The following is a 21083-nucleotide window of genomic DNA, read 5'->3' as shown; positions in this document are numbered from 1 at the left end:
GGGAAGAGAGGGGGTTTCAGGTTTTGAGAGCGTTTTTGTAGTTTTTGTAGGAGAGGGATGGGCACGTGGACCTTTGCAGAGTGCAGACGGAAGTATATTTGCCTTCAACAGGGAACCATGAGATTGTTGTATGTAATAATAGGTTGTGTAGCGATCCTATGGGGGTGCAGCCAGCGCAATCGCGAGGCTCAGAGAGAAGTTCAGGACCCTCATCAGCATATTGACAGGGAAAAGCTGATCGAAGCCAACCGCAAATATCTGAAGGCTGAAACCAATGCTATAGAGAGGTATGTGACCGAACGCCAGTGGGACTACAGGGTACACAAAAACGGAGTGTACTACCGGATTCTCACCAGGTCCGGGAATAACGAGAAAGCTAAGGAGGGCGATGTAGTATATTTTACCTGCGAGATGGAACTTCTCAATGGAAAGAGAATTTATGAAGATGAACCGGCTTTGCGCACGCTGAGGATCGATAGAGAAGATGCGGAAATAGGTCTTCACGAGATGCTGAAGCTCTTTTCACCGGGCGATAGTGTGCAAATGGTTTTGCCTTCGTTTCTGGCATTTGGGCTGGCGGGGGACCTGGACGAGGTAGGAATGCGCCAGCCTGTGGTCTACAGCATCAAAATTGAAAAAATCGCAAAACAATAAAGATAGAATGAGAAAAGTGACTTCGTTGCTGGCCCTTGTGCTTCTGGCCACAGCATGCAACAGCCAACCCAAAACAAAATCCGGGCTGGAGGATGGCCTCTATGCTGTGATAAAAACCAACAAAGGCGACATCACGCTGAAACTGTATCACGACAAGACGCCCATGACCGTGGCCAACTTTGTGGGACTGGCGGAAGGAAAGATTGAAAACTCGGCCCGCAAGAAGGGTGAGCCTTTTTACAATGGGTTGAAATTTCACCGGGTGATAGCAGATTTTATGATTCAGGGGGGTGACCCGTCGGGCAATGGATCTGGTGGACCGGGCTATCAGTTTGAAGATGAAATAGTGCCTGAGCTAAAGCACGATGGGCCGGGTGTACTGTCGATGGCCAATGCAGGGCCTAATACGAATGGGTCTCAGTTTTTTATCACCCACAAGGAAACGCCCTGGCTCGATGGCCGCCACACCGTATTTGGTCGTGTGGTGGAGGGTCAGGAAGTGGTCAATGCCATCCAGCAAGGGGATGAGATTGTGTCGGTGACCATTCTCAGGATCGGGAAAGAGCTGAAGCATTACGACCCTGTCAGGACGTTTGAAGAAAGCCGCAAAGCCATTCGGGAGAAAAGGGAACTTCAGGCCAGAAAAGCAAAGGAAGAATTTGAAAATTTGAAAAGTGCGGCCCAATCAACAGCTAGCGGACTTGCCTACATTGTGATGCAGGAGGGGACCGGACAACCGGCCAAAAAGGGCCAGTTTGTAACATGTCACTACACCCTTACGCTGGTCGACGGGCAAAAAATTGACTCTTCGCTGGACAGGGGTCAGCCTTTCCGCTTTCAGGTGGGAATGGGGCAGGTGATTAAAGGCTGGGATGAGGCACTGCAGATGTTTGGCCCGGGAACAAAAGTGAAGTTGCTGATTCCTCCCCATCTGGGATATGGAGAGCGAGGTGCTGGTGGGGTGATTCCGCCAAATGCAGATTTGATTTTTGATGTGGAAGTACTGGCGGTAGAGTAGGGCGTGACATGCCAGATGGTACACGCTCAGAAGCCGGGGGTGTAGCACCTCCGGCTTCTGAGCTTTAATGCGCAAGGGCGCAGGCGGATATGAGCCGAAGCGGGCAGGCCATGTGGCACACAGGGCGAGGAGGCGGAGCGGTAGCAAGCCACCGCAGCCCGATGTGCCACGCCTGCCTGCAAGGGGAATAGAAGCCGAAGACCGACCCCCGGCCACCGGACCCAGTGGCCGGGGGATGCGCCCAAAAAATAAAATTTTTAAACAGGAATAGAAGATGGAAAATCAATTGATTGCGGTCATTGAGACGAATAGGGGGGCCATTAAGGTAAACCTGGAATATGAAAAAGCCCCGGTGACGGTGGCCAACTTTGTGGGACTGGCGGAGGGCAAAATGCCCAATAAGGCCAAGCCTGCCGGGGAGCCGTATTACGATGGTCTGACGTTTCACAGGGTGATCGAGAATTTTATGATTCAAGGGGGAGACCCTCTTGGCGATGGCAGAGGTGGCCCTGGATACCACATTCCGGACGAGCTGCATCCGGACCTCCGACACAATGGGCCGGGGGTAGTGTCGATGGCCAATGCCGGACCGGATACCAATGGTTCGCAGTTCTTTATCACGCATGTGGAAACGCCCTGGCTCGATGATAAACATTCGGTGTTTGGCAAGGTGGTGGAGGGGATGGATGTGGTGTATGCCATCCGACAAGGTGATGTGATTGAGCGAATTACCATAGAACGCATCGGTCAGGAGCTGGCAGATTATGATCCGGTGGAGGTTTTCGGCAGGGAGATGGATGCGCTGTTGGATTTCCGCAAGGAACAAGACCGGCAAGTGCAGGAAGAAATCCAAACAATGATAGCGGATATGGATCGGACACTGACCGGTCTGAGATACAAATTTGTGCAACGGGGCCATGGTAAGGAGATCAGGGCAGGCTCCATGGTGACTGTGCACTATGTGGGTATGCTGATCAACGGGACCGTATTTGACGCTTCGGTCAACAGACAGCCCTTCACGCTAAAAGCAGGTGCAGGCCAGGTGATCAAGGGCTGGGATGAATTGCTTCTGATGTGCAGGGAGGGGGACCATGTCTTAGCTTACCTGCCTTCTCAACTGGCCTATGGCAGTGCCGGAGCTGGTGGAGTGATTCCGCCGGATGCGGATTTGATTTTTGAGATTCAGATTTTAAAAGTATTATAGACGTGCGGAGTGCTCCTCCGAATAAAGCCGGCCTGTGAGTCGGCTTTTTGTTTTTTAGGTTGCGGAAAATGGAGGCAGCTGGCAGGGATGAAATTCATGTTGGATTTTGAGCAATCCTGTTGTGCAAGCGCAAGGATAGCATAAAGCATACGGCCATGAGCAAAAAGCCCGCTACATAGGGCATGGTATAGTGCAGGTCGTAAATGGTGCCTCCTAATATGGGGCCTATCAGTCGTGCAAAGGAGCCGGAAGACTGGAGCGTGCCCAGGTAATAGCCCTGCTGGAGGCTGCTGACTTCGCTGCTGAGCAGGGTACTGAGCATGGGGTTGATAAAGGCATTGCCGAATCCGATCAATACCAGCGCCAGCAATTCGAGCGGGACAAACAGATGTATGGGTACAAAGGGCATGCTGAGCAGTCCGAAGGCCATCAGCACGGTGCCTGCAGCCAGGAGTTTTTTCTCCTGATAGCGTGCGGTGAACCTCCCCAGGAGGGTGCCCTGAATGATGACGGCCAATGCGCCTACGAAAGCAAAGGTGTAGCCTACTTCGGCATCTGAGAGGCTGAACCTTTCGTGCCAGAGTATGGCTGCAGTAATTTGCATCATGGAGAAGGCAGTGATAAAAATAATGTTGATGATGAATAAAGGGCTGACACGGGTGTCGAGGACCGCATCGATGATGTTTTTAAAAGGGTTTTGCCAGAGTCGGGAACCGGTGTTTTTTTGGGGAAGACTTTCGGGCAGGATAAGCAGGGCCAGGAGGAAGTTAATCAGGGAGAAAAATGCGGCTGCATAACCGACCCATTGGATGCCGAAGGAATCTTTGAGCCAACCACCTACGGGAGGTCCGACGATAAAGCCAAGTCCGAAGGCTGCCCCGATAAGGCCAAAATTTTTCGCGCGGTTTTCAGGGGTGGAAACATCTGAGATAAAGGCTTGTGCTGCAGAGAGGTTTGCGGCACCCAGGCCCGACAGGATTCTCGAAAGCAAGAGCAAAAGCAGGGAGTGTGCGTGGCCAAAGACCAGGTAGGCGACCACCATGATGAGGATGCTGGTCAGTATAACGGGTCTGCGACCTATTCGGTCGCTGAGTGCTCCCCAAAAACCGGAGAAGAGAAACTGCATGAGGGAATAGCTGCTGGCGATGATTCCGATCATCAGGCCATTGGCGCCGAGTTCTTTAGCGAAGATGGGCAGGATGGGAATGATCAGCCCGAATCCGAGCAAATCGAGAAACACTGTGATAAACAGTACAGCTAATGCAGAGCGGGGATTTTTTATATCTGGTTTTTTGGGGATTTTAAAGTTCATCAATGGTGAGTTGTCTGGTTTTTCGATCGAGGGCAAATCGGGTGTTCTGGCGAGCAAAGAACGTATTGGGGAAGAGGGATCTGGCTTCGGCTACGAGTTCTTGAGAATTTTTGTACCGGGTGGAGAAGTGGCCTATCAGCAGATATCTGGCTTGCAGCATCTGAGCGGCCCTTGCAGCTTCGATGGTGGTGGAATGACCTGTGATGGGTGCCATGTGTCGTTCGGAGCTTTTATAGGTAGCTTCGTGATAGAGCAGGTCGCAGGTACCTGCCAATTCCCGGAGAGTTTCGACGAAGGCTGTATCGGTACAATAGACGTATTTCAATCCTTCCGGGGGAGGGAGGGTGAGTTCGTGGTTGGGGATGATTCTGCCGTTTTCGTCTGTCCAGTCGCTGCCTTTTTTGATGTTCATAAGGTCGCAGACAGGAATGGAGTATTGTTTGATTTTTTCGGGACGGATGTTTCGGTAGGGGAAGAGTTCTTCGAAGGCAAATCCCTGGCAGGGGATGGTGTGGCTGAGCGGGAAGGTAATGACTCGTATGTAAGGTGTTTGGTAAAGTACATAGGTGGCTCCTGGTTGGATGGGTGTCATGGTCAAGGGATAGGAGAAGGGGTCCGGGGTATGCGTATAAAAGTAACTGGTGATGAGATCGAGGATTTGCTGAGGGGCAAAGAGGAGGAGTTCTTTCTGGCGTTTCATCAGGTCAAGGCTGCTGAGCAGGCCCATCAAACCGAAGAAATGGTCGCCATGTGCGTGTGAGATGAAGATGGCATTGAGCCTGGCAAAGGACAGTTTGTTTTTTCGGATTTGCATCTGAGCGCCCTCTCCACAGTCGATCAGGAAATGTTGATTCTGAATTTCAAGCCATTGGGAGGAGGGAAACAGGTGGGCAGTGGGCGTAGCGCTCGAACTGCCCAGGATGGTCAAGGAAAGGGACATGTCACTGCTTCTTGTCGTAAAACATTCTACGTGTCCTGTAGTGCTGATAGCAACGCAACATGGAGATGATCAGTTCGTAATCTGTGGAGGAATAAATCTTTTCTTCGCTCATCTGGCAGTAGAAGATGAGCATTCGCAGACCTTCCTGGTCCAATCCTGTGAGCTCAAGGAGGATTTCCCTATTGTTATTGAGGTCGAGTTTTTCGATAAATTCGTCTTTTTCGGCCAGCTTTTCGAGTTCTTCGAGTTGCCGGTGTCTGGAGCTCAACATTTGATAGAGGTAATCAATAGGGCTGGAGATAGTGGCTTTGCTTCTGCCGGGAGCTTTCAACTCTTTTTCTGATGGGATCAGAGGTGCTTTTATTTCCATGGGCCGGGGGTTGTTGGTAGTGAGGCGGTAGCCGGTCACATCTACCTGACTGAGCTCCACAGCTTTCTCAACGAGCATTATTTTTACGATTTCAGCTTTGTAGGTATGGTCGATAAAGAGGTAGTGATTTTTGTAGCCTAATCCGGTGATGAGCAGGGTGTCTCCAATGCTGGCATTGAGCTGGAAGTAGCCGTTGGAAAGGGAAATGGTTCCTTTTCCGGTATTGAGGTTCCGGATGTGCATGTTTTCCAGAGGAAGGGGGGTGCGGCTGTCGTTGTAGATAAATCCTCTGACGGAAAATGACTGTGCTGATAGGTTCTGTGAGCAGAGCATTACCGCAAAAACGAATGGAATAATTGGCAGCGAGTTCAGATATTCGCAGACTGAAAGTGAATTTCCGGGCGCAGGAATATGTGAGGATGTGTTCAAAGCTTGGAATGTATTAATACTTGTAAAGTAAGCAAACTTGTAACCATGTCAGAAGATAAAAAAGTTATTTTTTCGATGAGTGGGGTGACCAAGACCTACTCATCCACCAACAAAACGGTGCTCAAAGATATTTACCTGAGTTTTTTCTACGGGGCCAAAATCGGCATATTGGGTCTGAACGGTTCAGGCAAGAGTACCTTACTGAAAATCATAGCCGGTGTAGATAAAAATTACCAGGGAAATGTCGTGTGGTCGCCTGGCTATACGGTGGGATATCTCGAACAAGAGCCACAACTCGATCCGAACAAGACAGTCATTGAAGTCGTAAGGGAAGGAGTATCGGATGTGATGGCGTTGCTCGATGAATACAATACCATAAATGATCAGTTTGGCCTGCCGGAGGTATATGAAAATCCGGAAAAGATGGACAAACTCATGGCCCGACAAGCAGAACTGCAGGATAAAATAGAAGCCCTCGGCGCCTGGGAGATCGACACCAAACTGGAACGCGCCATGGATGCGCTTCAATGCCCCGATCCCGACAAACCCATATCGGTGCTATCCGGTGGTGAAAAACGCCGTGTAGCACTCTGCAGGCTGCTGCTCAAACAACCTGATGTACTGCTCCTGGATGAACCGACCAACCACCTGGATGCCGAGAGTGTGCTCTGGCTGGAGCATCACCTACAGCAATATCCGGGTACCGTACTGGCCGTAACTCACGACCGATACTTTCTGGACAATGTGGCCGGCTGGATTCTGGAACTCGATCGCGGTGAGGGAATCCCGTGGAAAGGAAACTATTCCAGCTGGCTGGAGCAAAAAACCAAACGTCTTGAACAGGAAGAAAAACAAGCCAGCAAAAGACGCAAAACCCTGGAGCGGGAGCTCGAATGGGTAAAAATGAATCCCAAAGGGCGCCAGGCCAAATCAAAAGCCCGTCTGGCCAACTACGAGAAAATGCTCAACGAAGAGCAGAAAGAAAAGGAGGAAAAACTGGAAATCTACATTCCCCCCGGACCCAGACTTGGAACTCAGGTCATCGAAGCCCGGCACGTGGCCAAGGCCTATGGCGACAAACTGCTCTATGAGGATTTGAATTTTAACCTTCCGCCAGCCGGTATCGTGGGCATCATAGGTCCCAATGGTGCTGGTAAGACCACCATTTTCCGAATGATTATGGGCCTGGAAAAACCGGATGCCGGTGAGTTTATCATAGGCGATACGGTTAAAATTTCTTATGTAGATCAATCTCACGAAAAGATGCACCCCGACAAAACCATCTTTGAAATCATTGCCGACGGACAAGAAGAATTTGAACTCGGGGGTCGTAGAATCAATACCAGAGCCTATTTGGGGAGGTTTAATTTCTCCGGTTCTGACCAAAATAAAAAAGTAGGAATGTTGTCCGGAGGTGAGCGCAATCGCCTGCATCTGGCGATGGCGCTAAAAGAAGGGGGCAATGTGCTGCTGCTGGACGAGCCCACCAATGACCTGGATGTCAATACTCTCAGGGCACTCGAAGAGGCGTTGGAAAACTTTGCCGGGTGTGCTGTGATTATTTCACATGACAGATGGTTTATGGACAGGGTTTGTACACACATCCTTGCCTTTGAGGGAGATGCCAAGGTGTACTACTTCGAGGGGTCGTTTTCAGAATACGAAGAGAACAAGCGAAAGAGACTGGGCGAAACCACTCCTAAGCGATTCCGGTACAAAAAGCTCGTAAAGGAAGGATAGTCAAAACAGTACGGTTTTTTTAACTCATATCCCAATGCATTTCAAAAGACCTTTGCCAGAACAGGTGCCTGATTTTTACAAGGGGTATATTGAAAGGCTTCCTGATGGTGACTTAATTCCCTTGTTAGAGTTGGGCAAAAGGAGAATGATGGCCATGCTCAGGGAACTAATACCGGCTCAGGTAGAGTACAGCTATGCTGAGGGCAAATGGACACTTGGGCAGGTGATCAGGCATGTAATTGACGCTGAAAGGGTATTTTTATATCGCGCCTTTACCATGGGTCGATTTGATGATTCGGATTTACCTGCCTTTGATCAAAATAAGTGGGCAGAAAGCTCGAAACACAACCTGGAGGCGATGAGAATCAGCGAATTGTATCACGAATATTTGCTGGTGCGGAATCTTACACTGCACACCTTCAAGAAGATGACCAGGGAGGAATTGTTTTTTCAAGGAAAGGTGAATGGATGGAAAACCTGCGCCAATGACCTGGCTTTTATCATTGCCGGGCATGAAGACCATCATCTGAATGTAATTGGCGAAAGATATTTGGATTTTTGAAACTTTACACTGCCATGAATATTAGAGAGCCTTTTAATCTGCGAGCCTGGATTGAGGCCAACAGGCATCTGCTCAAGCCACCTGTGGCCAACAAAAACCTCTACCCAGAGGGGACTGACTACATTGTAATGGTAGTGGGGGGTCCCAATGCGCGTAAGGACTATCATTACAATGAAACCGAGGAACTCTTTTATCAGCTGGAAGGCACCATTACCGTGCGCATTCAGCAAGATGGCGAGCCAAGGGACATATGCTTAGGTCCCGGGGATATGTTTCTACTTCCTCCCGGTGTGCCGCATTCGCCGATTCGTACGGAGGGAAGTGTCGGGCTTGTAATAGAGCGCGTAAGGGTCAATAAGGGCTATCAGGACGGATTGCTGTGGTTTTGCGAAAAGTGCAACCACAAGCTGTACGAAGTGTACTTTGAGTTAAAGGATATTGAGAAGGATTTTCTGCCTCATTTCAGGGAGTTTTATGGTTCTGAAGCTTTGCGCACCTGTGACCAATGCGGCTACACGATGGAGGCCGATCCGAGGTTTGTGTGAAGGGGTATAAATTATGCCGCTAAACAGTTACGGAAAAAAGCTTTCTTCAAACAAGATGCTGGATACTTTCTGCTGGCAGGTGTAAGCGACTTGCCTTAATGTTACTGTGATCATCTATTATATGGCTAAAATGTGTTTTTGTTGAAGTCTTGCTTACAGATACTTGATTTGCTTCAGGAATAGCGTGTAAAAAGTCCTTTGCTTTTTTTGTTTTTGAAGATGGTTACGACGGGCTTTTCAGTGAAATATGGTGTTTAGAATTGATGTTTTTTTTCTGATGTGTGGTAGTCTGTTTTTTATTTTTTGAAGGTTGTTAAAATTTATCAATTTGAATGTTGAAGTGGCATTTTTGAGGATTAAGGTACCTGGATTTTTTGATTTTATTAAGCGGTTTGGTTGAAATTTCGGATGTGTGTCAAATGGGATGGGTACTTATTTTTTGCATGGTGGACTTGCAAGCAAGCTGTTGATGAGATTTGTATGGAGCAAAGGGTTCTGGTTATCAGGATTCAGGATGGTGATGCGCCAGGGCGGAGGCGGATATGAGCCGTAGCGGGCGGGCTGTGTGGCGCACGGGCGAGGATGCGGAGCGGGAGCGAGCCACCGCAGCCCGATGGGCCACGCCCGATCCGCAAGGTGAATAGGAGCCGTAGACCGGCCCCCGGCCGCTGGTAGAAAGCGGCCGGGGGAGGCGCCCAAAACATTAAAAATCGGATGCTGTGGAATTTAGAAGGCGTAGAGGAGTTCTTGCTTTTGTTGTTTGATTTTTTCGCTTTCGATGTATTCGTCGAAGGTCATGAGCTTGTCGATGAGGCCGTTGGGTGTGATTTCGATGATGCGGTTGGCGACGGATTGGTTGAGGGCGTGGTCAAATGAAGTGAAGAGGATTTGGCCCGGGAAGTCGACCATGCCGTTGTTGAGGGCGGTGATGGATTCGAGGTCGAGGTGGTTGGTGGGTTCTTCGAGGATGAGGAGGTTGCCGCCAGTCATCATGACTTTGGAGAGCATGCAGCGGACTTTTTCGCCTCCGGAGAGTACGCGTACGGATTTGAGGACTTCTTCTCCGGAGAAGAGCATTTTACCGAGGAAGGAGCGGATGTAGACTTCGTCTTTGTTTGGGGAGTACTCGCGCAGCCAGTCGATGAGGTTGAGGTCTTTTAGAAAGTATTGGGAGTTGTCGTTTGGCATGTAAGCGATGGTGATGGTTTGGCCTGTGAAGATGTTGCCATGGTCGGGTTGGAGCTCGCCGGCGAGCATTTTGAAGAGGAGGGTGATGGCGCGGGGGTTGTCGGCGAGGAAGGCGATTTTGTCGCCTTTGTTGACTTTGAAGGTGATGTTTCGGAAGAGGGGTGTGCCGTCGGTGTCGAAGGCAGCGAGGTTGTTGACTTCGAGGATTTGGTCTCCGGCGGGTCGGTTTTGCTGAAAGATGATGGCGGGGTACTTGCGGTTGGAGGGTTGAATTTCTTCGATATTGATTTTTTCGAGGAGTTTTTTACGGGAGGTAGCTTGTTTGCTCTTGGATACGTTGGCACTGAATCGCTGAATAAATTCTTTGAGTTCTGCGATTTTTTGTTCGGCTTTTTTGTTGGCTGCGGCTCTTTGGCGGGCTGCCAGCTGGCTGGCTTCGTACCAGAAGGTGTAGTTGCCGGTGTAGAGTTTTATTTTGCCGAAGTCGATGTCGCAGATGTGGGTGCAGACGGTGTCGAGGAAGTGGCGGTCGTGTGAGACTACGATGACGGTGTTTTTGAAGTTGAGCAGGAAGTCTTCGAGCCAGTTGATGGCATAGACGTCGAGGTCGTTGGTGGGCTCGTCCATGATGAGTATGTCGGGGTTGCCGAAGAGTGCTTGTGCGAGTAGTACGCGGACTTTTTCCTTGCCGGAGAGCTCGTTCATGAGTTTGTGGTGGAGGTCTTCTTTGATACCCAGGCCTGAGAGTAGCGCTGCTGCATCGCTTTCGGCGTTCCAGCCGTCGAGTTCGGCAAAGCGGTTTTCGAGTTCTGCCGCACGGATACCGTCTTCTTCGGTGAAGTTTTCTTTGGTATAGAGGGCTTCTTTTTCTTTCATGATTTGATAGAGCTCTCTATGGCCCATGATGACGGTGTCGAGTACGGGGTATAGGTCAAATTCGTTGTGATTTTGGCGTAGTACGGCCATTCTTTTTCCTGGTTCTATGTCGATGCGGCCGGAGGTGGGGGTGACTTCGCCGGTGAGTATTTTGAGGAATGTGGATTTTCCGGCTCCGTTGGCGCCGATGATTCCGTAGCAGTTATCGCCGTGGAACTTGAGGTTTACTTCATCGAACAGTACGCGTTTTCCGAACTGGAGGGAGACTCCTGATGCTGTAATCATCTGTGTGGGTAAGTATGTGAAAGAGGTGGGTTGATGGTAGTGGCTTCATCCAGAATCGAACTGGAATCTTGGGTTCCGGAGACCCACGTACTATCCATTGTACTATGAAGCCGTATGGTTCACTTTTCGCGGTGCAAAAGTAAGGTATTGTGAGGAGTTACCGGGTTTATGAGGTACTAAATGTAGGAGTGAAAGGGAGTGATTTATTGCGGTAGGGGAGTAAAGTAAGCAATTTGGAAGGCTGCAGCGAAGTTTTCCATAAATTTTTTGGTAAGTTCGAAGTCGCCTGGGTCGGCGTGTGCCTGATTTTCGGTTTCGAAGTCGATATAGCCTGAAGGGCCATCGAAGAGTTTGTTCAGGTCGAGGGCGATGGTCAGTTTATATGATTTTCCGGCTTGGAGTACTTGTTCTTGCTGAAAGGGTAGGATGGTGGTTGTGAGCAGCTGGTTGGTGCCTGGGTGGAAGGAGCATGGTATGGGGGGTGTGTAGTCGAGGGCTCTGAATTCCATCAGTACAAAGCGGTATTTCAGGTTCCAGTTCCAATGCATGTTGAAGAAGGCGCTGAGGGGGTGCTCACGCGGGAAGTCTACGGGGTTGGAATTGTTGGTGATGCTGTCGAGTCCGGGATAGAATTTCAGGCCGGAGAAGGTGCCGGGGGCGATTTGAAGGGTCAGGGAGTTTTTTCCGGGCTCGAGGTGCTGGATGAGTGCGAGTACGGGTTCCCGGGGATTGGTTTCAGTGTTTTGATGCAGGAATTTTAAATGACTGATGTAGTATTTGAGTTCGAGTATTGTGATTTGTCGCCCGTCGGTGAGCTGTATGGGTGTATTTAACCCTACAGGTGTGGTATGGTTTGTCACTTGAAATTCGACTTGTAGGGTGGCCAGTGCGGGTATTTGGTCCGGATTGTCTTTTTTGCAGGACATTAAGCTGCTTAGCAGCAGCGTTGTGAGGATGTAAAGATGGGTTTTGTTCATTGGAAATCGATTAGAATGTTTTCGAGTATGGTTTTCATGCTGTCCTGGGAACCAAGGGTAAATGGATTGCCTCCGATGATGGGGGTTTGATGAAGGTTGTAGAGATTGAGCACGGCTTCAAGGCCGATGTAGCATTCGAAGGTGGCTGATCTTTGATTGTCGATGTTGAAATTCTTGAGCTGGAACTGGGGAATGGGTTCGAAATTGAGCAGATTGCGCACGCGGATTAGAAAGGGTTTGACGATCTGAGTGCTGTCAGCAGCAGCACTGTCGATGACAACTCCTTTGATCTGAAGGATGTCGTAGCCGGCGTCCTTTTCCCAAATTGCCGTATTGGCCAGCGGGTGGCTGGGGGGATAGTCGGCGGGTCGGGTTCCGAAATTGACAGCGCTGTCAAGGCCAAATTGGCAGCCGTACCCTCCTCCTCTAAAAGTTCCGGACCTGACGTATCCGGCGGGCACCTTGCCTTGGAAAGTAAGGGAAAAAATGCTTTGTTTTCGCAGGAGGGAATCGGTATAAAAGGTATCTATGTCGGTAGAAACGAAGAAGTTAGAAAATATCAGATTGGCTGATTCGATTTGCAGATAGGTGTTGTAAGAGGTGGCAAAAAGGGTATCTGCCCTTGCTACAGCACCACTGTAAAAGAAGACCGGTGCGATGTAAATGTTGCGTTCTTCGTATTCAAAATCTAGGATTTTTTCAATGTCTTTGTTGCAGGCCAGTGCGGCCAGGCAAATCAGCGATATGGATGTAAATTTTTGATGCATGGACAGATACTTGAGTTACAAAGATACAGGAATAATGCTGTGAAGTGCAAGGGTGTCCGAATGGAACGGAGAATGTATGTATACCTACATTTTAACGGGACTTGTGAAAAGTGTTGGGATGGGATTATTCACTTTTTCGGATGCCTGGTTTGATGAATTTAGGCTGGAAGTGTTCGCTTTGTTCGATGGCATCCATGATTTGATTCATGATGTCTTCCGGGGAGTTGTTGTAATCAATGGTCAGAGGGGGTTTGATGGTTACTTTTAGTGTGACACCTTTTTTCTTAATGAAGAGGCCTTTTTTGTCAAATGCTCTCCGGAATCCATCGATTACGATGGGGACTACGACGGGTTTTGCCATTTTTATGATTTGAGCGGTGCCGCGTCGTCCGATGGCATAGGGTTTTGTGGTGCCTTGGGGAAAAGTAATTACCCATCCTGTTTCAATGGCTTTGAGGATTTTTTCGATGTCTCTCGGGTCGACTCCTCTGTTGACATCGCGGCCTGCTTCGCGCCAGGTTCGCTTGATGGAGATAGAACCGGCGTATTCAAAAATTTTGGGCAAGAGTCCGGATTTCATGGTCTCTTTGGCGGCTATAAAGTAAATGTTCAGCATTGGATTGAAAATAAACCAAGGCCAGTTGATCCGGTCAAATACTCCGTATCGGACGCAATTGAATACATTGTACAGAAAAGCCACATCTGCAAAATAGGTTTGATGATTGCTGACAAAGAGCACACCTTTGTCTGGCAGATCTTTCAGGTGTCGGGAGCCGGTGATGCGATATTTGAACTGGAGGTTGAACCGAAATTGGGTTACAATACCAAATACAAAGATGACCAATCGCTTGATAAGGTAAGAGTAGCCGAAAGGATCTCTGAACTTTACGCTCATTGGCAGAAGAATTCTACCGGCAAAGCTACGTTTTTATTCCAATTGCCAATCACTCTGGATGAAAGTACCGGAGCAGGTTTTCAAGGAGTGGGCCGGGAGAAAAAACTATAGGTTCTCCAGCAGTATCTGCTTAGGAGTGGGTGGTGAGGAATTTTTTTACGAGTACATGGATTTCTGCCAGCACCATAGCGGTGGCGCCCCAGATGATGTGGTTGTTGAGTTCGATGGCTGGCACCGAGAGTTGAAAATTATTTACCGACACTTTCCGAGGCTGGAAGCAGGGGTCTTTGGTCAGGTTCTGAAGGGGCAGGTAGAGCACATCTGCTACTTCGCCGGGGTCGGGGTATATTTTTAAGGGTTCGCAAACCTGAAAGGCAAAAGGATACATCAAAAAATTGCTGGGAGGTATGTAGAGCTCAGTTAGGGAAGTGAGCAGGTGGTCAGCATGGAGTTTTACGCCTAGTTCTTCATACAATTCGCGCAAACTGGCCTGCAGTTCGGATTCCGGGCCCTCCTTCCTCCCTCCCGGAAAACTTATCTGAGCAGAATGTACACCTGCATATTCTCTTCTCTTAATCAGCACAATCCGGTATTCGTCGATGAACTTTTCGAACACTACAGCGACAGCCGAAATTTTTGGCTGTACCATAAGTGAATTCAGCTCTGAGGCTTTTACTCTGCCCTTGAGTGCTACCAATTCGTGAGCTGATTCTCCGGGTAGAGGAGGTTTAGACCGCAGGAAATCCAAAAATTTATCCTGCCAGCTGCTGTAGGTCATGGCATGATTTGAATGTTGACTTTTGTTTTGACAAAAGTCTCTGAGCCCAACATTTGATTGAACTGCTTGCTGATGGTCTCAAATTCTGATTTGACCAATAAACCGGTAGCCGGGTCAATGTACGTTTTTCCGGGTCTTGAGTATTCGTCCCCCACTATTTCGGTGTCCATTTCTATCAACCCATTCACAACACCGGTTACTGTATGCATGAGCTGAATTTTTGTGTTTCTGAAGGTGAGTTCATTGAACCAGCTGTCACCTATTCTCACGGGGGTGCCCGGCAGTTCGATGAAAACATTTCCAAAAGCTGCTCCGATATCGTTGCCGTCGGGAGTTTGAATTTTGGGTTTTTTGACGACTTTACCGGTGTTGTTTACCTCCAGTTTGTACTTCTCTTCCAACAGCGAGTTCATAATCATAACCATCATACCGCCTCTGCCGTCGGGTATTGCGTCCTTGCGGTCGCTGTCGTAGTCCATGCTCCAGCGTGAACTTTCTTGCTTAAACTTGATTCTGAGAAGTTTTAAATCTACTTCATAGCCAGATTCCAGGGCCTTTATAATGGTGAGCTGCTGATTAAATAAAAATTCTCCTTTGGCAACAGGGGATTGCATGTTTTCATCGGCGTAGGTAATGGTGCTCAGTTGATTGGTGTATTTGACCGTCTGACCTTCCGATAAGCGAAGAATCAACCGGTTGTCTTGTGTAAACGAAAGAAGGAAGCATACGAATGTCAATACCAGAGTAAATTTCATAAGAATTTTTTTTTAAAACAAATATCGACATGTTTTCTGTTTATACATTAGTATACTCCATCGCACATGAGCAGGCAGACAGCCAAAGAATATGAGCTTAGACCTTTGTTGAAATTAGTGATTTCGGGTCTGGTTTTTATTGTATGTATCAACGCGTTGTTCTACAATAAAAAGCACTACACTACACTTCCGGATCAGCTCCACTATACGCAGTCGTCCTTGTTGTATTTTAAAAATGTACGGTCGTACTATTTCGATGTGCGTGCAGATACTCCTTCGGGTTTTTTGATGTACAGTTTCAGACGGCTCAAAAAAGCCTTGAAACCTGATGAAATGGATGTGTTTTTAATCATAAATCCGATTGCTGAAACAGCTTATTTATATCCCAATTTTGAAACCTATCGGAAGAAAGAACTAATTTTAGCTTCGCTTCTGGTGGAAAAGGACACATTGCTACTTTTTCCAAGGGATGCGGCTGAATTAAAAGGTGTTTTTATGCTACTTAGGGAAAAATTGATTGATGGTAAAAAAATAGCTCTCCTGATCAACAGCGAAGTAGTAGTCGATGACATGTATTCAAACAGGAAAAGTAGAAAGGCATTGATTCAACTGATTGATGATTACCTAAAACTGACTTCTGCTAAGTAAAAATTACAGGTATCATTTTTTATAGTTTAAATACTTAAAGTGCGGAATCTGTTGATTTCGTAGCAGAACAAAATTGAAGCATTCAAGACAAGTGGTTAGTCATAATGAATGGTTAAATATGCAACCAATAAATTAAAATTTTATTAATTGTTTCCTTTCCTTGAAAGATTCAATTTTGATTCTAAGACAATTCCGGCGACATTGAACAAAAACCTCAGGAAATTTCTCATACTATTAGCCATTGCAGGATTGGTATATTTAGTAATGCTTGTTCCATTATTTTTTATTTATCCGAAAAATTACATAGCCAACCGCATCAATTTCAATATTGAATATTTTGACTCACTGGCCAGCAATCTGGATGGTGACTGCTACCGTATGGCCAGGGAGTTTATTAAAGAATGCCCTTTCCCGGCCAGAAGGGTACACCTGAATTCGGAACATACCATCGTGGAAATATGGATGAATGGCAAGTGGTATGCGTATGATCCGCTTTACAAAATATTTTTTAACCGACAGAGCGCGGTACAGATTTCTTTTGATATTACAAGAGGATATGTTCCGCAGTATTTAGAAGATTATCCGTATGTAAACGCTTTTAAAAAGTTGAGATATTATCACAATTGGTATTTCATTATTCTCAATTATACACATCCATTTTACGACAAAATTTTGCGGCTGTACTATGGGGTAGCTGTATGAATTTAATGAACCGTTTTTTGTATTTTTCACATGCAAAATATGTATTTTCCGATGGCTAAAAAAATCAATTCCGGAATGGTTGGACAAAACAGTCCAGATCTGTCATTTACATGGCCTCCCATTCTCCAAAGAGAATGAATAGTATTCCTGCAAAACAATCAAAATTAAGTCCTTCGCAACTGAATCCTGGGTTTACCTCTTGCGATAGGGTTGTACTTTTTATCGGATTCATTTACTCGAATCAAAGTTGCATGGAATTGTATACATAGAGAGGAGCAGAAAATACCACTTTACTTATATTTTATCTAATTACCTCAAATCGCTGGAAGAAGTGCAAAGGCTGATATTCCCATTCCACGCGCTCTACCTGCGATGCAGGGCTGCCCTGGTGTAGGAATTCGATAAATTTATCCAGCTGGTCCTGGAAACCTTGCGCTACTACGAGGACACTTCCATCGGATTCGTTTTTTACAAAGCCCACCAGGTTGAGCTCTTTGGCTTTGAGAAATGTATATTGTCTGAAATAAACTCCCTGTACACGACCATAGACCTTTGCCCGGATACACTTAAACATGGGGGACCAAATCAGTTGGTAAACAACAATACATAGTTCAAATCCGAAGGTTTAGAAGCATCCGTCGTCGGGGTCGTTGGTTGGCGTAGCCACAATTTGCACAAAAGCCTCCTGCAGCGGGCTGAGTTTGATATAACCACAACCCAGCAGCATGGTGATGGAGTCAAGACCTCGCTTGGCCTCTACTATGAAAATGGCCTCTTTGTCGTAAGTAAAGGTGACTTCTCCGGCTCTGTTGGTATATCCAGAAAATTGAACGATGGAGTTGGGTACATTGGGTGCTACAAACACAAAGGCAGAATCAATAGGCTGCCTGGCTTCATTGACCACGCGTATTCTGAAGTTGTAAACAGGGTCTTCAACGCTGCACGCTGCAGAAAGCAGCAAAAGAACCGATAAGGCAAATATTTTTTTCATAGCTTATGATTATTGAGGTAAACATGCCCTCCTGGGATCGTTCTCAGGATATATAACCACATCCACGAAAATAGTGCCTTGCCTGAGCTCAATGACATCACATCTCTTGTAACCCGCTTTGGAAGCTTCGTATTTTATGATTGCTTTATGATCGTATTGCCAGGTGACTTCGCCGAGCTGATTGGTGGTTATTATTCCGTCAATTAGGGAGTTTTCAACCGGGGTATACAAATAAATAAAAGCATTTTGAACTGGTCTTCCGTCAGGCAGAGTTACCCGGAAAGTCACTTTATATGGTTTTTTATCCGGCGAACAGGCAGATACCATCGCTGCCAAAATCAGCCACACAAGTGACCTGAAGATTTTATGTTGTATCATACGGGTTTCCAAAGAAAATTGCTTGAGCAAATTTACTTTTATTTAGAAAAAAATACACACAACTTTGTATGTTGTTTTGTTTAATGCATTCTAATCTTCAAGGATTCCTGATATGGCTCATTTAAATGTGGAATTTATTCAAAATTTAATTGCTGAAATTCAATCATCCAGGATAAATACTTCTGAAGAACTCGAGGTTTTTCGACTGAAATATCTGAGCAAGAAAGGGCTCATAGCCCAGTTGTTCGAAGACTTTAAAAATGTGTCAGGTGAAAAAAAGAAAGAACTAGGCAAGCCTTTAAACGAGTTGAAGAAGCTGGCCGAAAAAATCTTTGATGACGCGAAAAATTCCATAGCAGCAGCCTCACTAGCAGAAAATAAAGGAGAGGATTATACGCGTCCGGCAGGTTTGTTACCTGTGGGCAGCCGTCATCCGGTTTCTCAAATGATTGAAGAGATTGTGGAAATATTCTCCCGTATTGGATTTTCGGTGATGGATGGCCCTGAGATAGAAGATGACTGGCACAACTTCACTGCTCTGAATTTTCCGCCCGAGCATCCGGCCCGCGACATGCAGGATACTTTTTTCGTGACCAAAAACCCTGATATAGCCCTGCGCACTCATACCTCCAATGTTCAGGTTCGTGCGATGGAAAGCATGAAACCACCCATCAGGATACTGGCACCCGGAAGAGTTTACAGAAATGAAGCCATTTCGGCCAGGTCACACTGTTTCTTTCATCAGATAGAAGGTCTGTACATTGACAAAAAAGTATCCTTTGCTGACCTCAAGCAGACGCTGCTCTATTTTACAGAATCCTTTTTTGGAAAGAGTAACATCCGGATGCGACCTTCGTACTTCCCCTTTACAGAGCCTAGTGCTGAAGTGGATGTGTACTGGGGCCTGAACAATGAAGTGGATTACCGTATTACCAAAGGCACCGGCTGGCTGGAAATTTTAGGTTGTGGCATGGTAGACCCCAATGTGCTGAAAGCCTGTGGAATAGATCCTGAGGTCTACTCGGGCTTTGCCTTTGGCATAGGAATCGAACGCATTGCCATGAACCGGTATCAAATACCCGACATCCGAATGCTCAGCGAAAACGATATGCGATTTCTCAAACAATTTTAACCCAGGTTCACCATCAGGCTTTCTGAATGGTAACGACTACAGACTTCGAATAAGCCCTGATTGCCGGAAACAAAGAAGCTATGATGCCTGTGGCAGCAGATACCAATAGCAAGGCAATATCATCAACGCCAAATTCATAGTCGAACCTGTATTTAAATGTCCCGGCAGCAAAGGAAGCCAAAAAATACTGAGCTGTCTTGCTGAGCAGTACACCTATTATTCCACCCAGCAGCGAAATCAGCAATCCCTCGCTTAGCACTATCGAAAATATGCCGAAAGGTCTGTAGCCCAGAGCTCTCAGCAACGATAGTTCATGCATGCGACCACTCAACGATTGAAACAAAGCGAACACAATACCTGCTACAGAGAGAACAATTAATACGATGGCTATCCAACGAATCACCTCCATCCCGATTCCCAGCAGATTAAATACGCGATTGATTTCAATGGATGGAAGCGCTGCCTGCATGGATGAATTTTGATTGACAAGGCGCGGCAAGGTAAAATTGGCCATAGGTCCGGTAAATTTTATGAGAGCCAGGGTAATCTCCAAATCTTCGTGTTCGTTGCTGTGATCATGTCCATGGTCGTGATGTACCTCCCACACACTTTCCAGTGATGTGAAGATGAGTTGGTCCGCTACTGTGCCGGTGTTTTTGAAGATGCCAGTGATTTTGTACGGATGGTGATGCGACTCTTCGCCCCCGGCTGTAAGTCCATGTGTACCTTCGATTTTCTGTCCGACCGAAATGCCCAGTTCCCTGGCTAGCCGTTCGCTGATTATGGCCTGCATCGGCTTTCGGAAGGGCCTTCCTTTCACCATTTCTATGCCGTAGTGCGAGTAGATGGACGAATCAGTTCCAACTATTCTGTAGCCCATATAGTTATCGCCCAAGCTCAGCGGAATGAGCTCTTTTACCCATTGGTTCGTTCGCAGGCTTTCAACTTCACGCAGCGGAATATTGCCAGTAGGTGCATCAATGTGATAGATCCCGCAAAGCACGAGTTGCAATGGACTGCCTTTGGCTCCTACAATCATATCCACTCCCCTTAAATTGCTGGTAAACTGGGCTTCCACATTTTTTGAAAAAAAACGCATTACACCTATCATGCCAAGTCCAAAAGCCATCAGCAATATCGAAATGAGGCTTCTGGCGGGTGTGTCTCTTAAGTTGTTTAAGGCCAGGAGTATATTTTTCATTGAGGCGAAGGGGTTTGAAATGGTGTGGTGTAATAAATCAAATCTTCCGATGAGACAATCCTGCGGTCGTGGGTCACTACAATCAGAGCAGCTTCGTGGCTGGAGCAGGCATTTTTTAGCAGCTGGATTACTTCCAACGCATTTTCGTCGTCTAGAGCTGAGGTAGGCTCATCGGCCATTAAAAGAGCAGGCCGATTGACCAATGCTCTGGCGATGGATACTCTTTGCTGTTCACCTTGGCTCAGGGTATGGGGTTTCTTGCTGGACTTTGATTGAATGCCGAGCTGCTCCAGCAGCCGGCCGGCGTGTTCCTTGTCAAACGGGAGACCTGCAGCATATGCTGCCCATTGAAGGTTTTGCCACACGGTCACAGAGCTCAAAAAAATGTTTTTCTGAAACACAATGCCAATATTCCTCCCTCTGAATCTGTCTCTTTGCGCTTGCGACATTCGGGCCAGGTTTTCTCCTGCGATCCAAACACTTCCCGACTGTGGTAGTAAAAAGCCAGCCAACAGGTTGAGCAAGGTGGTCTTTCCTGAGCCTGATTTCCCCAACACAAACAAAGTTTGATTTCGGGCGAGATGAATGTCCCGGTACAAAAACGAACTTTCATGATGGTATGCATACTTCAGCGCATCGGTTTGCACAATCAGTGTAGTGGAGTTATCCTTCATGCCTGGTCGGATCGGTTTTACTTACAACGCAAAAGTTGTCCTTCAAACGGACAAACGATGCC

Annotated in this window: 23 protein-coding genes and 1 tRNA gene; 9 read left to right on the top strand and 15 right to left on the bottom strand. The window is 47.2% G+C overall.

The window, feature by feature from the left end:
- The first annotated feature begins 117 nt into the window (after nucleotides 1-117).
- From DES35_RS10340 to DES35_RS10325, 3 genes are all read left to right on the top strand, one after another.
- Nucleotides 118-654, top strand: a complete 537-nt coding sequence (locus tag DES35_RS10340; RefSeq protein WP_037361117.1) for an FKBP-type peptidyl-prolyl cis-trans isomerase — start codon at nucleotides 118-120, stop codon at nucleotides 652-654.
- 7 nt (nucleotides 655-661) lie between these two features.
- On the top strand, nucleotides 662-1672 hold the full coding sequence (locus DES35_RS10335; protein WP_084180243.1) for a peptidylprolyl isomerase: 1011 nt from the start codon (nucleotides 662-664) through the stop codon (nucleotides 1670-1672).
- 274 nt (nucleotides 1673-1946) lie between these two features.
- Nucleotides 1947-2876, top strand: coding sequence for a peptidylprolyl isomerase (locus tag DES35_RS10325; RefSeq protein ID WP_037361122.1), 930 nt, complete (start codon nucleotides 1947-1949; stop codon nucleotides 2874-2876).
- A 94-nt stretch (nucleotides 2877-2970) separates the two neighbouring features.
- On the opposite strand, the gene DES35_RS10320 is transcribed toward DES35_RS10325, so the two are convergent.
- Genes DES35_RS10320 through DES35_RS10310 form a run of 3 tightly spaced genes read right to left on the bottom strand, consistent with a single transcriptional unit; the run spans nucleotide 2971 to nucleotide 5927 of the window.
- Nucleotides 2971-4188 carry an MFS transporter gene (locus DES35_RS10320; protein WP_114366507.1) on the bottom strand — a complete coding sequence of 406 codons (1218 nt, stop codon included), beginning with the start codon at nucleotides 4186-4188 and terminating at the stop codon, nucleotides 2971-2973.
- Complete coding sequence (locus tag DES35_RS10315; RefSeq protein ID WP_051889474.1) at nucleotides 4178-5128, bottom strand: ribonuclease Z; 951 nt, start codon at nucleotides 5126-5128, stop codon at nucleotides 4178-4180. The genes DES35_RS10320 and DES35_RS10315 overlap by 11 nt, the downstream gene beginning before the upstream one ends.
- A 1-nt stretch (nucleotide 5129) precedes the next feature.
- Complete coding sequence (locus DES35_RS10310; protein ID WP_125039467.1) at nucleotides 5130-5927, bottom strand: hypothetical protein; 798 nt, start codon at nucleotides 5925-5927, stop codon at nucleotides 5130-5132.
- Between the two features lie 45 nt (nucleotides 5928-5972).
- On the opposite strand from DES35_RS10310, the gene ettA reads away from it, so the two are divergent.
- From ettA to DES35_RS10295, 3 genes are read left to right on the top strand one after another with little or no spacing between them, the layout of a single operon-like run.
- Nucleotides 5973-7667 (top strand): energy-dependent translational throttle protein EttA, encoded by a 1695-nt coding sequence (gene ettA, locus DES35_RS10305; RefSeq protein WP_037361124.1) that lies wholly within the window; start codon nucleotides 5973-5975, stop codon nucleotides 7665-7667.
- A 34-nt stretch (nucleotides 7668-7701) separates the two neighbouring features.
- Nucleotides 7702-8229, top strand: a complete 528-nt coding sequence (locus tag DES35_RS10300) for a DinB family protein (protein WP_037361125.1) — start codon at nucleotides 7702-7704, stop codon at nucleotides 8227-8229.
- Between the two features lie 14 nt (nucleotides 8230-8243).
- A complete protein-coding gene (locus DES35_RS10295; RefSeq protein WP_037361157.1) occupies nucleotides 8244-8774 on the top strand; it encodes a 3-hydroxyanthranilate 3,4-dioxygenase in 531 nt (176 codons plus the stop codon).
- Nucleotides 8775-9500: 726 nt separating this feature from the next.
- Here the strand turns inward: DES35_RS10295 and DES35_RS10290 are convergent.
- From DES35_RS10290 to DES35_RS10265, 7 genes are all read right to left on the bottom strand, one after another.
- Complete coding sequence (locus DES35_RS10290; protein WP_114366505.1) at nucleotides 9501-11123, bottom strand: ABC-F family ATP-binding cassette domain-containing protein; 1623 nt, start codon at nucleotides 11121-11123, stop codon at nucleotides 9501-9503.
- Nucleotides 11124-11163: 40 nt separating this feature from the next.
- Nucleotides 11164-11235, bottom strand: a tRNA-Arg gene (locus DES35_RS11580).
- A 91-nt stretch (nucleotides 11236-11326) separates the two neighbouring features.
- Nucleotides 11327-12100 carry an MbnP family protein gene (locus DES35_RS10285; RefSeq protein WP_125039466.1) on the bottom strand — a complete coding sequence of 258 codons (774 nt, stop codon included), beginning with the start codon at nucleotides 12098-12100 and terminating at the stop codon, nucleotides 11327-11329.
- Nucleotides 12097-12867: a hypothetical protein gene (locus DES35_RS10280; protein ID WP_037361133.1), complete on the bottom strand. Its 771-nt coding sequence runs from the start codon at nucleotides 12865-12867 to the stop codon at nucleotides 12097-12099. The genes DES35_RS10285 and DES35_RS10280 overlap by 4 nt, the downstream gene beginning before the upstream one ends.
- A gap of 124 nt (nucleotides 12868-12991) precedes the next feature.
- On the bottom strand, nucleotides 12992-13762 hold the full coding sequence (locus tag DES35_RS10275; protein ID WP_037361134.1) for a lysophospholipid acyltransferase family protein: 771 nt from the start codon (nucleotides 13760-13762) through the stop codon (nucleotides 12992-12994).
- A gap of 130 nt (nucleotides 13763-13892) precedes the next feature.
- The gene (locus DES35_RS10270) at nucleotides 13893-14540 is read right to left on the bottom strand and encodes an NUDIX hydrolase (protein WP_037361135.1); all 648 of its coding nucleotides are present in this window, start codon (nucleotides 14538-14540) and stop codon (nucleotides 13893-13895) included.
- Nucleotides 14537-15295, bottom strand: coding sequence for a hypothetical protein (locus tag DES35_RS10265; RefSeq protein ID WP_114366504.1), 759 nt, complete (start codon nucleotides 15293-15295; stop codon nucleotides 14537-14539). Before DES35_RS10265 ends, DES35_RS10270 begins: the two co-directional genes overlap by 4 nt.
- Nucleotides 15296-15361: 66 nt before the next feature.
- Here DES35_RS10265 and DES35_RS10260 point away from each other — a divergent pair, with 66 nt between their 5' ends.
- Nucleotides 15362-15943 (top strand): hypothetical protein, encoded by a 582-nt coding sequence (locus DES35_RS10260; RefSeq protein ID WP_037361341.1) that lies wholly within the window; start codon nucleotides 15362-15364, stop codon nucleotides 15941-15943.
- Between the two features lie 201 nt (nucleotides 15944-16144).
- Nucleotides 16145-16645, top strand: coding sequence for a hypothetical protein (locus DES35_RS10255; protein ID WP_037361343.1), 501 nt, complete (start codon nucleotides 16145-16147; stop codon nucleotides 16643-16645).
- Between the two features lie 301 nt (nucleotides 16646-16946).
- Here the strand turns inward: DES35_RS10255 and DES35_RS10250 are convergent, their stop codons facing one another.
- Genes DES35_RS10250 through DES35_RS10240 form a run of 3 tightly spaced genes read right to left on the bottom strand, consistent with a single transcriptional unit; the run spans nucleotide 16947 to nucleotide 18014 of the window.
- Nucleotides 16947-17219, bottom strand: a complete 273-nt coding sequence (locus tag DES35_RS10250; RefSeq protein ID WP_037361346.1) for an acylphosphatase — start codon at nucleotides 17217-17219, stop codon at nucleotides 16947-16949.
- A gap of 51 nt (nucleotides 17220-17270) precedes the next feature.
- Nucleotides 17271-17636 carry a hypothetical protein gene (locus tag DES35_RS10245; RefSeq protein WP_114366503.1) on the bottom strand — a complete coding sequence of 122 codons (366 nt, stop codon included), beginning with the start codon at nucleotides 17634-17636 and terminating at the stop codon, nucleotides 17271-17273.
- A gap of 9 nt (nucleotides 17637-17645) precedes the next feature.
- Nucleotides 17646-18014 carry a hypothetical protein gene (locus tag DES35_RS10240; protein ID WP_037361352.1) on the bottom strand — a complete coding sequence of 123 codons (369 nt, stop codon included), beginning with the start codon at nucleotides 18012-18014 and terminating at the stop codon, nucleotides 17646-17648.
- 112 nt (nucleotides 18015-18126) lie between these two features.
- Here DES35_RS10240 and pheS point away from each other — a divergent pair, with 112 nt between their 5' ends.
- Nucleotides 18127-19146, top strand: coding sequence for a phenylalanine--tRNA ligase subunit alpha (pheS, locus tag DES35_RS10235; RefSeq protein WP_114366502.1), 1020 nt, complete (start codon nucleotides 18127-18129; stop codon nucleotides 19144-19146).
- A 13-nt stretch (nucleotides 19147-19159) separates the two neighbouring features.
- On the opposite strand, the gene DES35_RS10230 is transcribed toward pheS, so the two are convergent.
- The gene (locus DES35_RS10230; protein WP_114366501.1) at nucleotides 19160-20347 is read right to left on the bottom strand and encodes an ABC transporter permease; all 1188 of its coding nucleotides are present in this window, start codon (nucleotides 20345-20347) and stop codon (nucleotides 19160-19162) included.
- Nucleotides 20344-21021, bottom strand: a complete 678-nt coding sequence (locus DES35_RS10225) for an ABC transporter ATP-binding protein (protein WP_084180255.1) — start codon at nucleotides 21019-21021, stop codon at nucleotides 20344-20346. The genes DES35_RS10230 and DES35_RS10225 overlap by 4 nt, the downstream gene beginning before the upstream one ends.
- Between the last annotated feature and the right edge of the window lie 62 nt (nucleotides 21022-21083).

It is taken from the genome of Schleiferia thermophila, assembly GCF_003337435.1.
GTDB lineage: Bacteria > Bacteroidota > Bacteroidia > Flavobacteriales > Schleiferiaceae > Schleiferia > Schleiferia thermophila.
Note: the sequence above shows the minus strand (reverse complement) of the source record. Positions and strands in the feature narration are given on the sequence as shown.

Excerpts from the sequence above, each read along its gene's own strand:
- DES35_RS10340 (WP_037361117.1), top strand. The coding sequence starts at position 118 with ATGAGATTGTTGTATGTAATAATAGGTTGTGTAGCGATCCTATGGGGG.
- DES35_RS10335 (WP_084180243.1), top strand. The coding sequence starts at position 662 with ATGAGAAAAGTGACTTCGTTGCTGGCCCTTGTGCTTCTGGCCACAGCA.
- DES35_RS10325 (WP_037361122.1), top strand. The coding sequence starts at position 1,947 with ATGGAAAATCAATTGATTGCGGTCATTGAGACGAATAGGGGGGCCATT.
- DES35_RS10320 (WP_114366507.1), bottom strand. The coding sequence starts at position 4,188 with ATGAACTTTAAAATCCCCAAAAAACCAGATATAAAAAATCCCCGCTCT.
- DES35_RS10315 (WP_051889474.1), bottom strand. The coding sequence starts at position 5,128 with ATGTCCCTTTCCTTGACCATCCTGGGCAGTTCGAGCGCTACGCCCACT.
- ettA (WP_037361124.1), top strand. The coding sequence starts at position 5,973 with ATGTCAGAAGATAAAAAAGTTATTTTTTCGATGAGTGGGGTGACCAAG.
- DES35_RS10300 (WP_037361125.1), top strand. The coding sequence starts at position 7,702 with ATGCATTTCAAAAGACCTTTGCCAGAACAGGTGCCTGATTTTTACAAG.
- DES35_RS10295 (WP_037361157.1), top strand. The coding sequence starts at position 8,244 with ATGAATATTAGAGAGCCTTTTAATCTGCGAGCCTGGATTGAGGCCAAC.
- DES35_RS10290 (WP_114366505.1), bottom strand. The coding sequence starts at position 11,123 with ATGATTACAGCATCAGGAGTCTCCCTCCAGTTCGGAAAACGCGTACTG.
- DES35_RS10285 (WP_125039466.1), bottom strand. The coding sequence starts at position 12,100 with ATGAACAAAACCCATCTTTACATCCTCACAACGCTGCTGCTAAGCAGC.
- DES35_RS10280 (WP_037361133.1), bottom strand. The coding sequence starts at position 12,867 with ATGCATCAAAAATTTACATCCATATCGCTGATTTGCCTGGCCGCACTG.
- DES35_RS10275 (WP_037361134.1), bottom strand. The coding sequence starts at position 13,762 with ATGAGCGTAAAGTTCAGAGATCCTTTCGGCTACTCTTACCTTATCAAG.
- DES35_RS10270 (WP_037361135.1), bottom strand. The coding sequence starts at position 14,540 with ATGACCTACAGCAGCTGGCAGGATAAATTTTTGGATTTCCTGCGGTCT.
- DES35_RS10265 (WP_114366504.1), bottom strand. The coding sequence starts at position 15,295 with ATGAAATTTACTCTGGTATTGACATTCGTATGCTTCCTTCTTTCGTTT.
- DES35_RS10260 (WP_037361341.1), top strand. The coding sequence starts at position 15,362 with ATGAGCAGGCAGACAGCCAAAGAATATGAGCTTAGACCTTTGTTGAAA.
- DES35_RS10250 (WP_037361346.1), bottom strand. The coding sequence starts at position 17,219 with ATGTTTAAGTGTATCCGGGCAAAGGTCTATGGTCGTGTACAGGGAGTT.
- DES35_RS10245 (WP_114366503.1), bottom strand. The coding sequence starts at position 17,636 with ATGAAAAAAATATTTGCCTTATCGGTTCTTTTGCTGCTTTCTGCAGCG.
- DES35_RS10240 (WP_037361352.1), bottom strand. The coding sequence starts at position 18,014 with ATGATACAACATAAAATCTTCAGGTCACTTGTGTGGCTGATTTTGGCA.
- pheS (WP_114366502.1), top strand. The coding sequence starts at position 18,127 with ATGGCTCATTTAAATGTGGAATTTATTCAAAATTTAATTGCTGAAATT.
- DES35_RS10230 (WP_114366501.1), bottom strand. The coding sequence starts at position 20,347 with ATGAAAAATATACTCCTGGCCTTAAACAACTTAAGAGACACACCCGCC.
- DES35_RS10225 (WP_084180255.1), bottom strand. The coding sequence starts at position 21,021 with ATGAAGGATAACTCCACTACACTGATTGTGCAAACCGATGCGCTGAAG.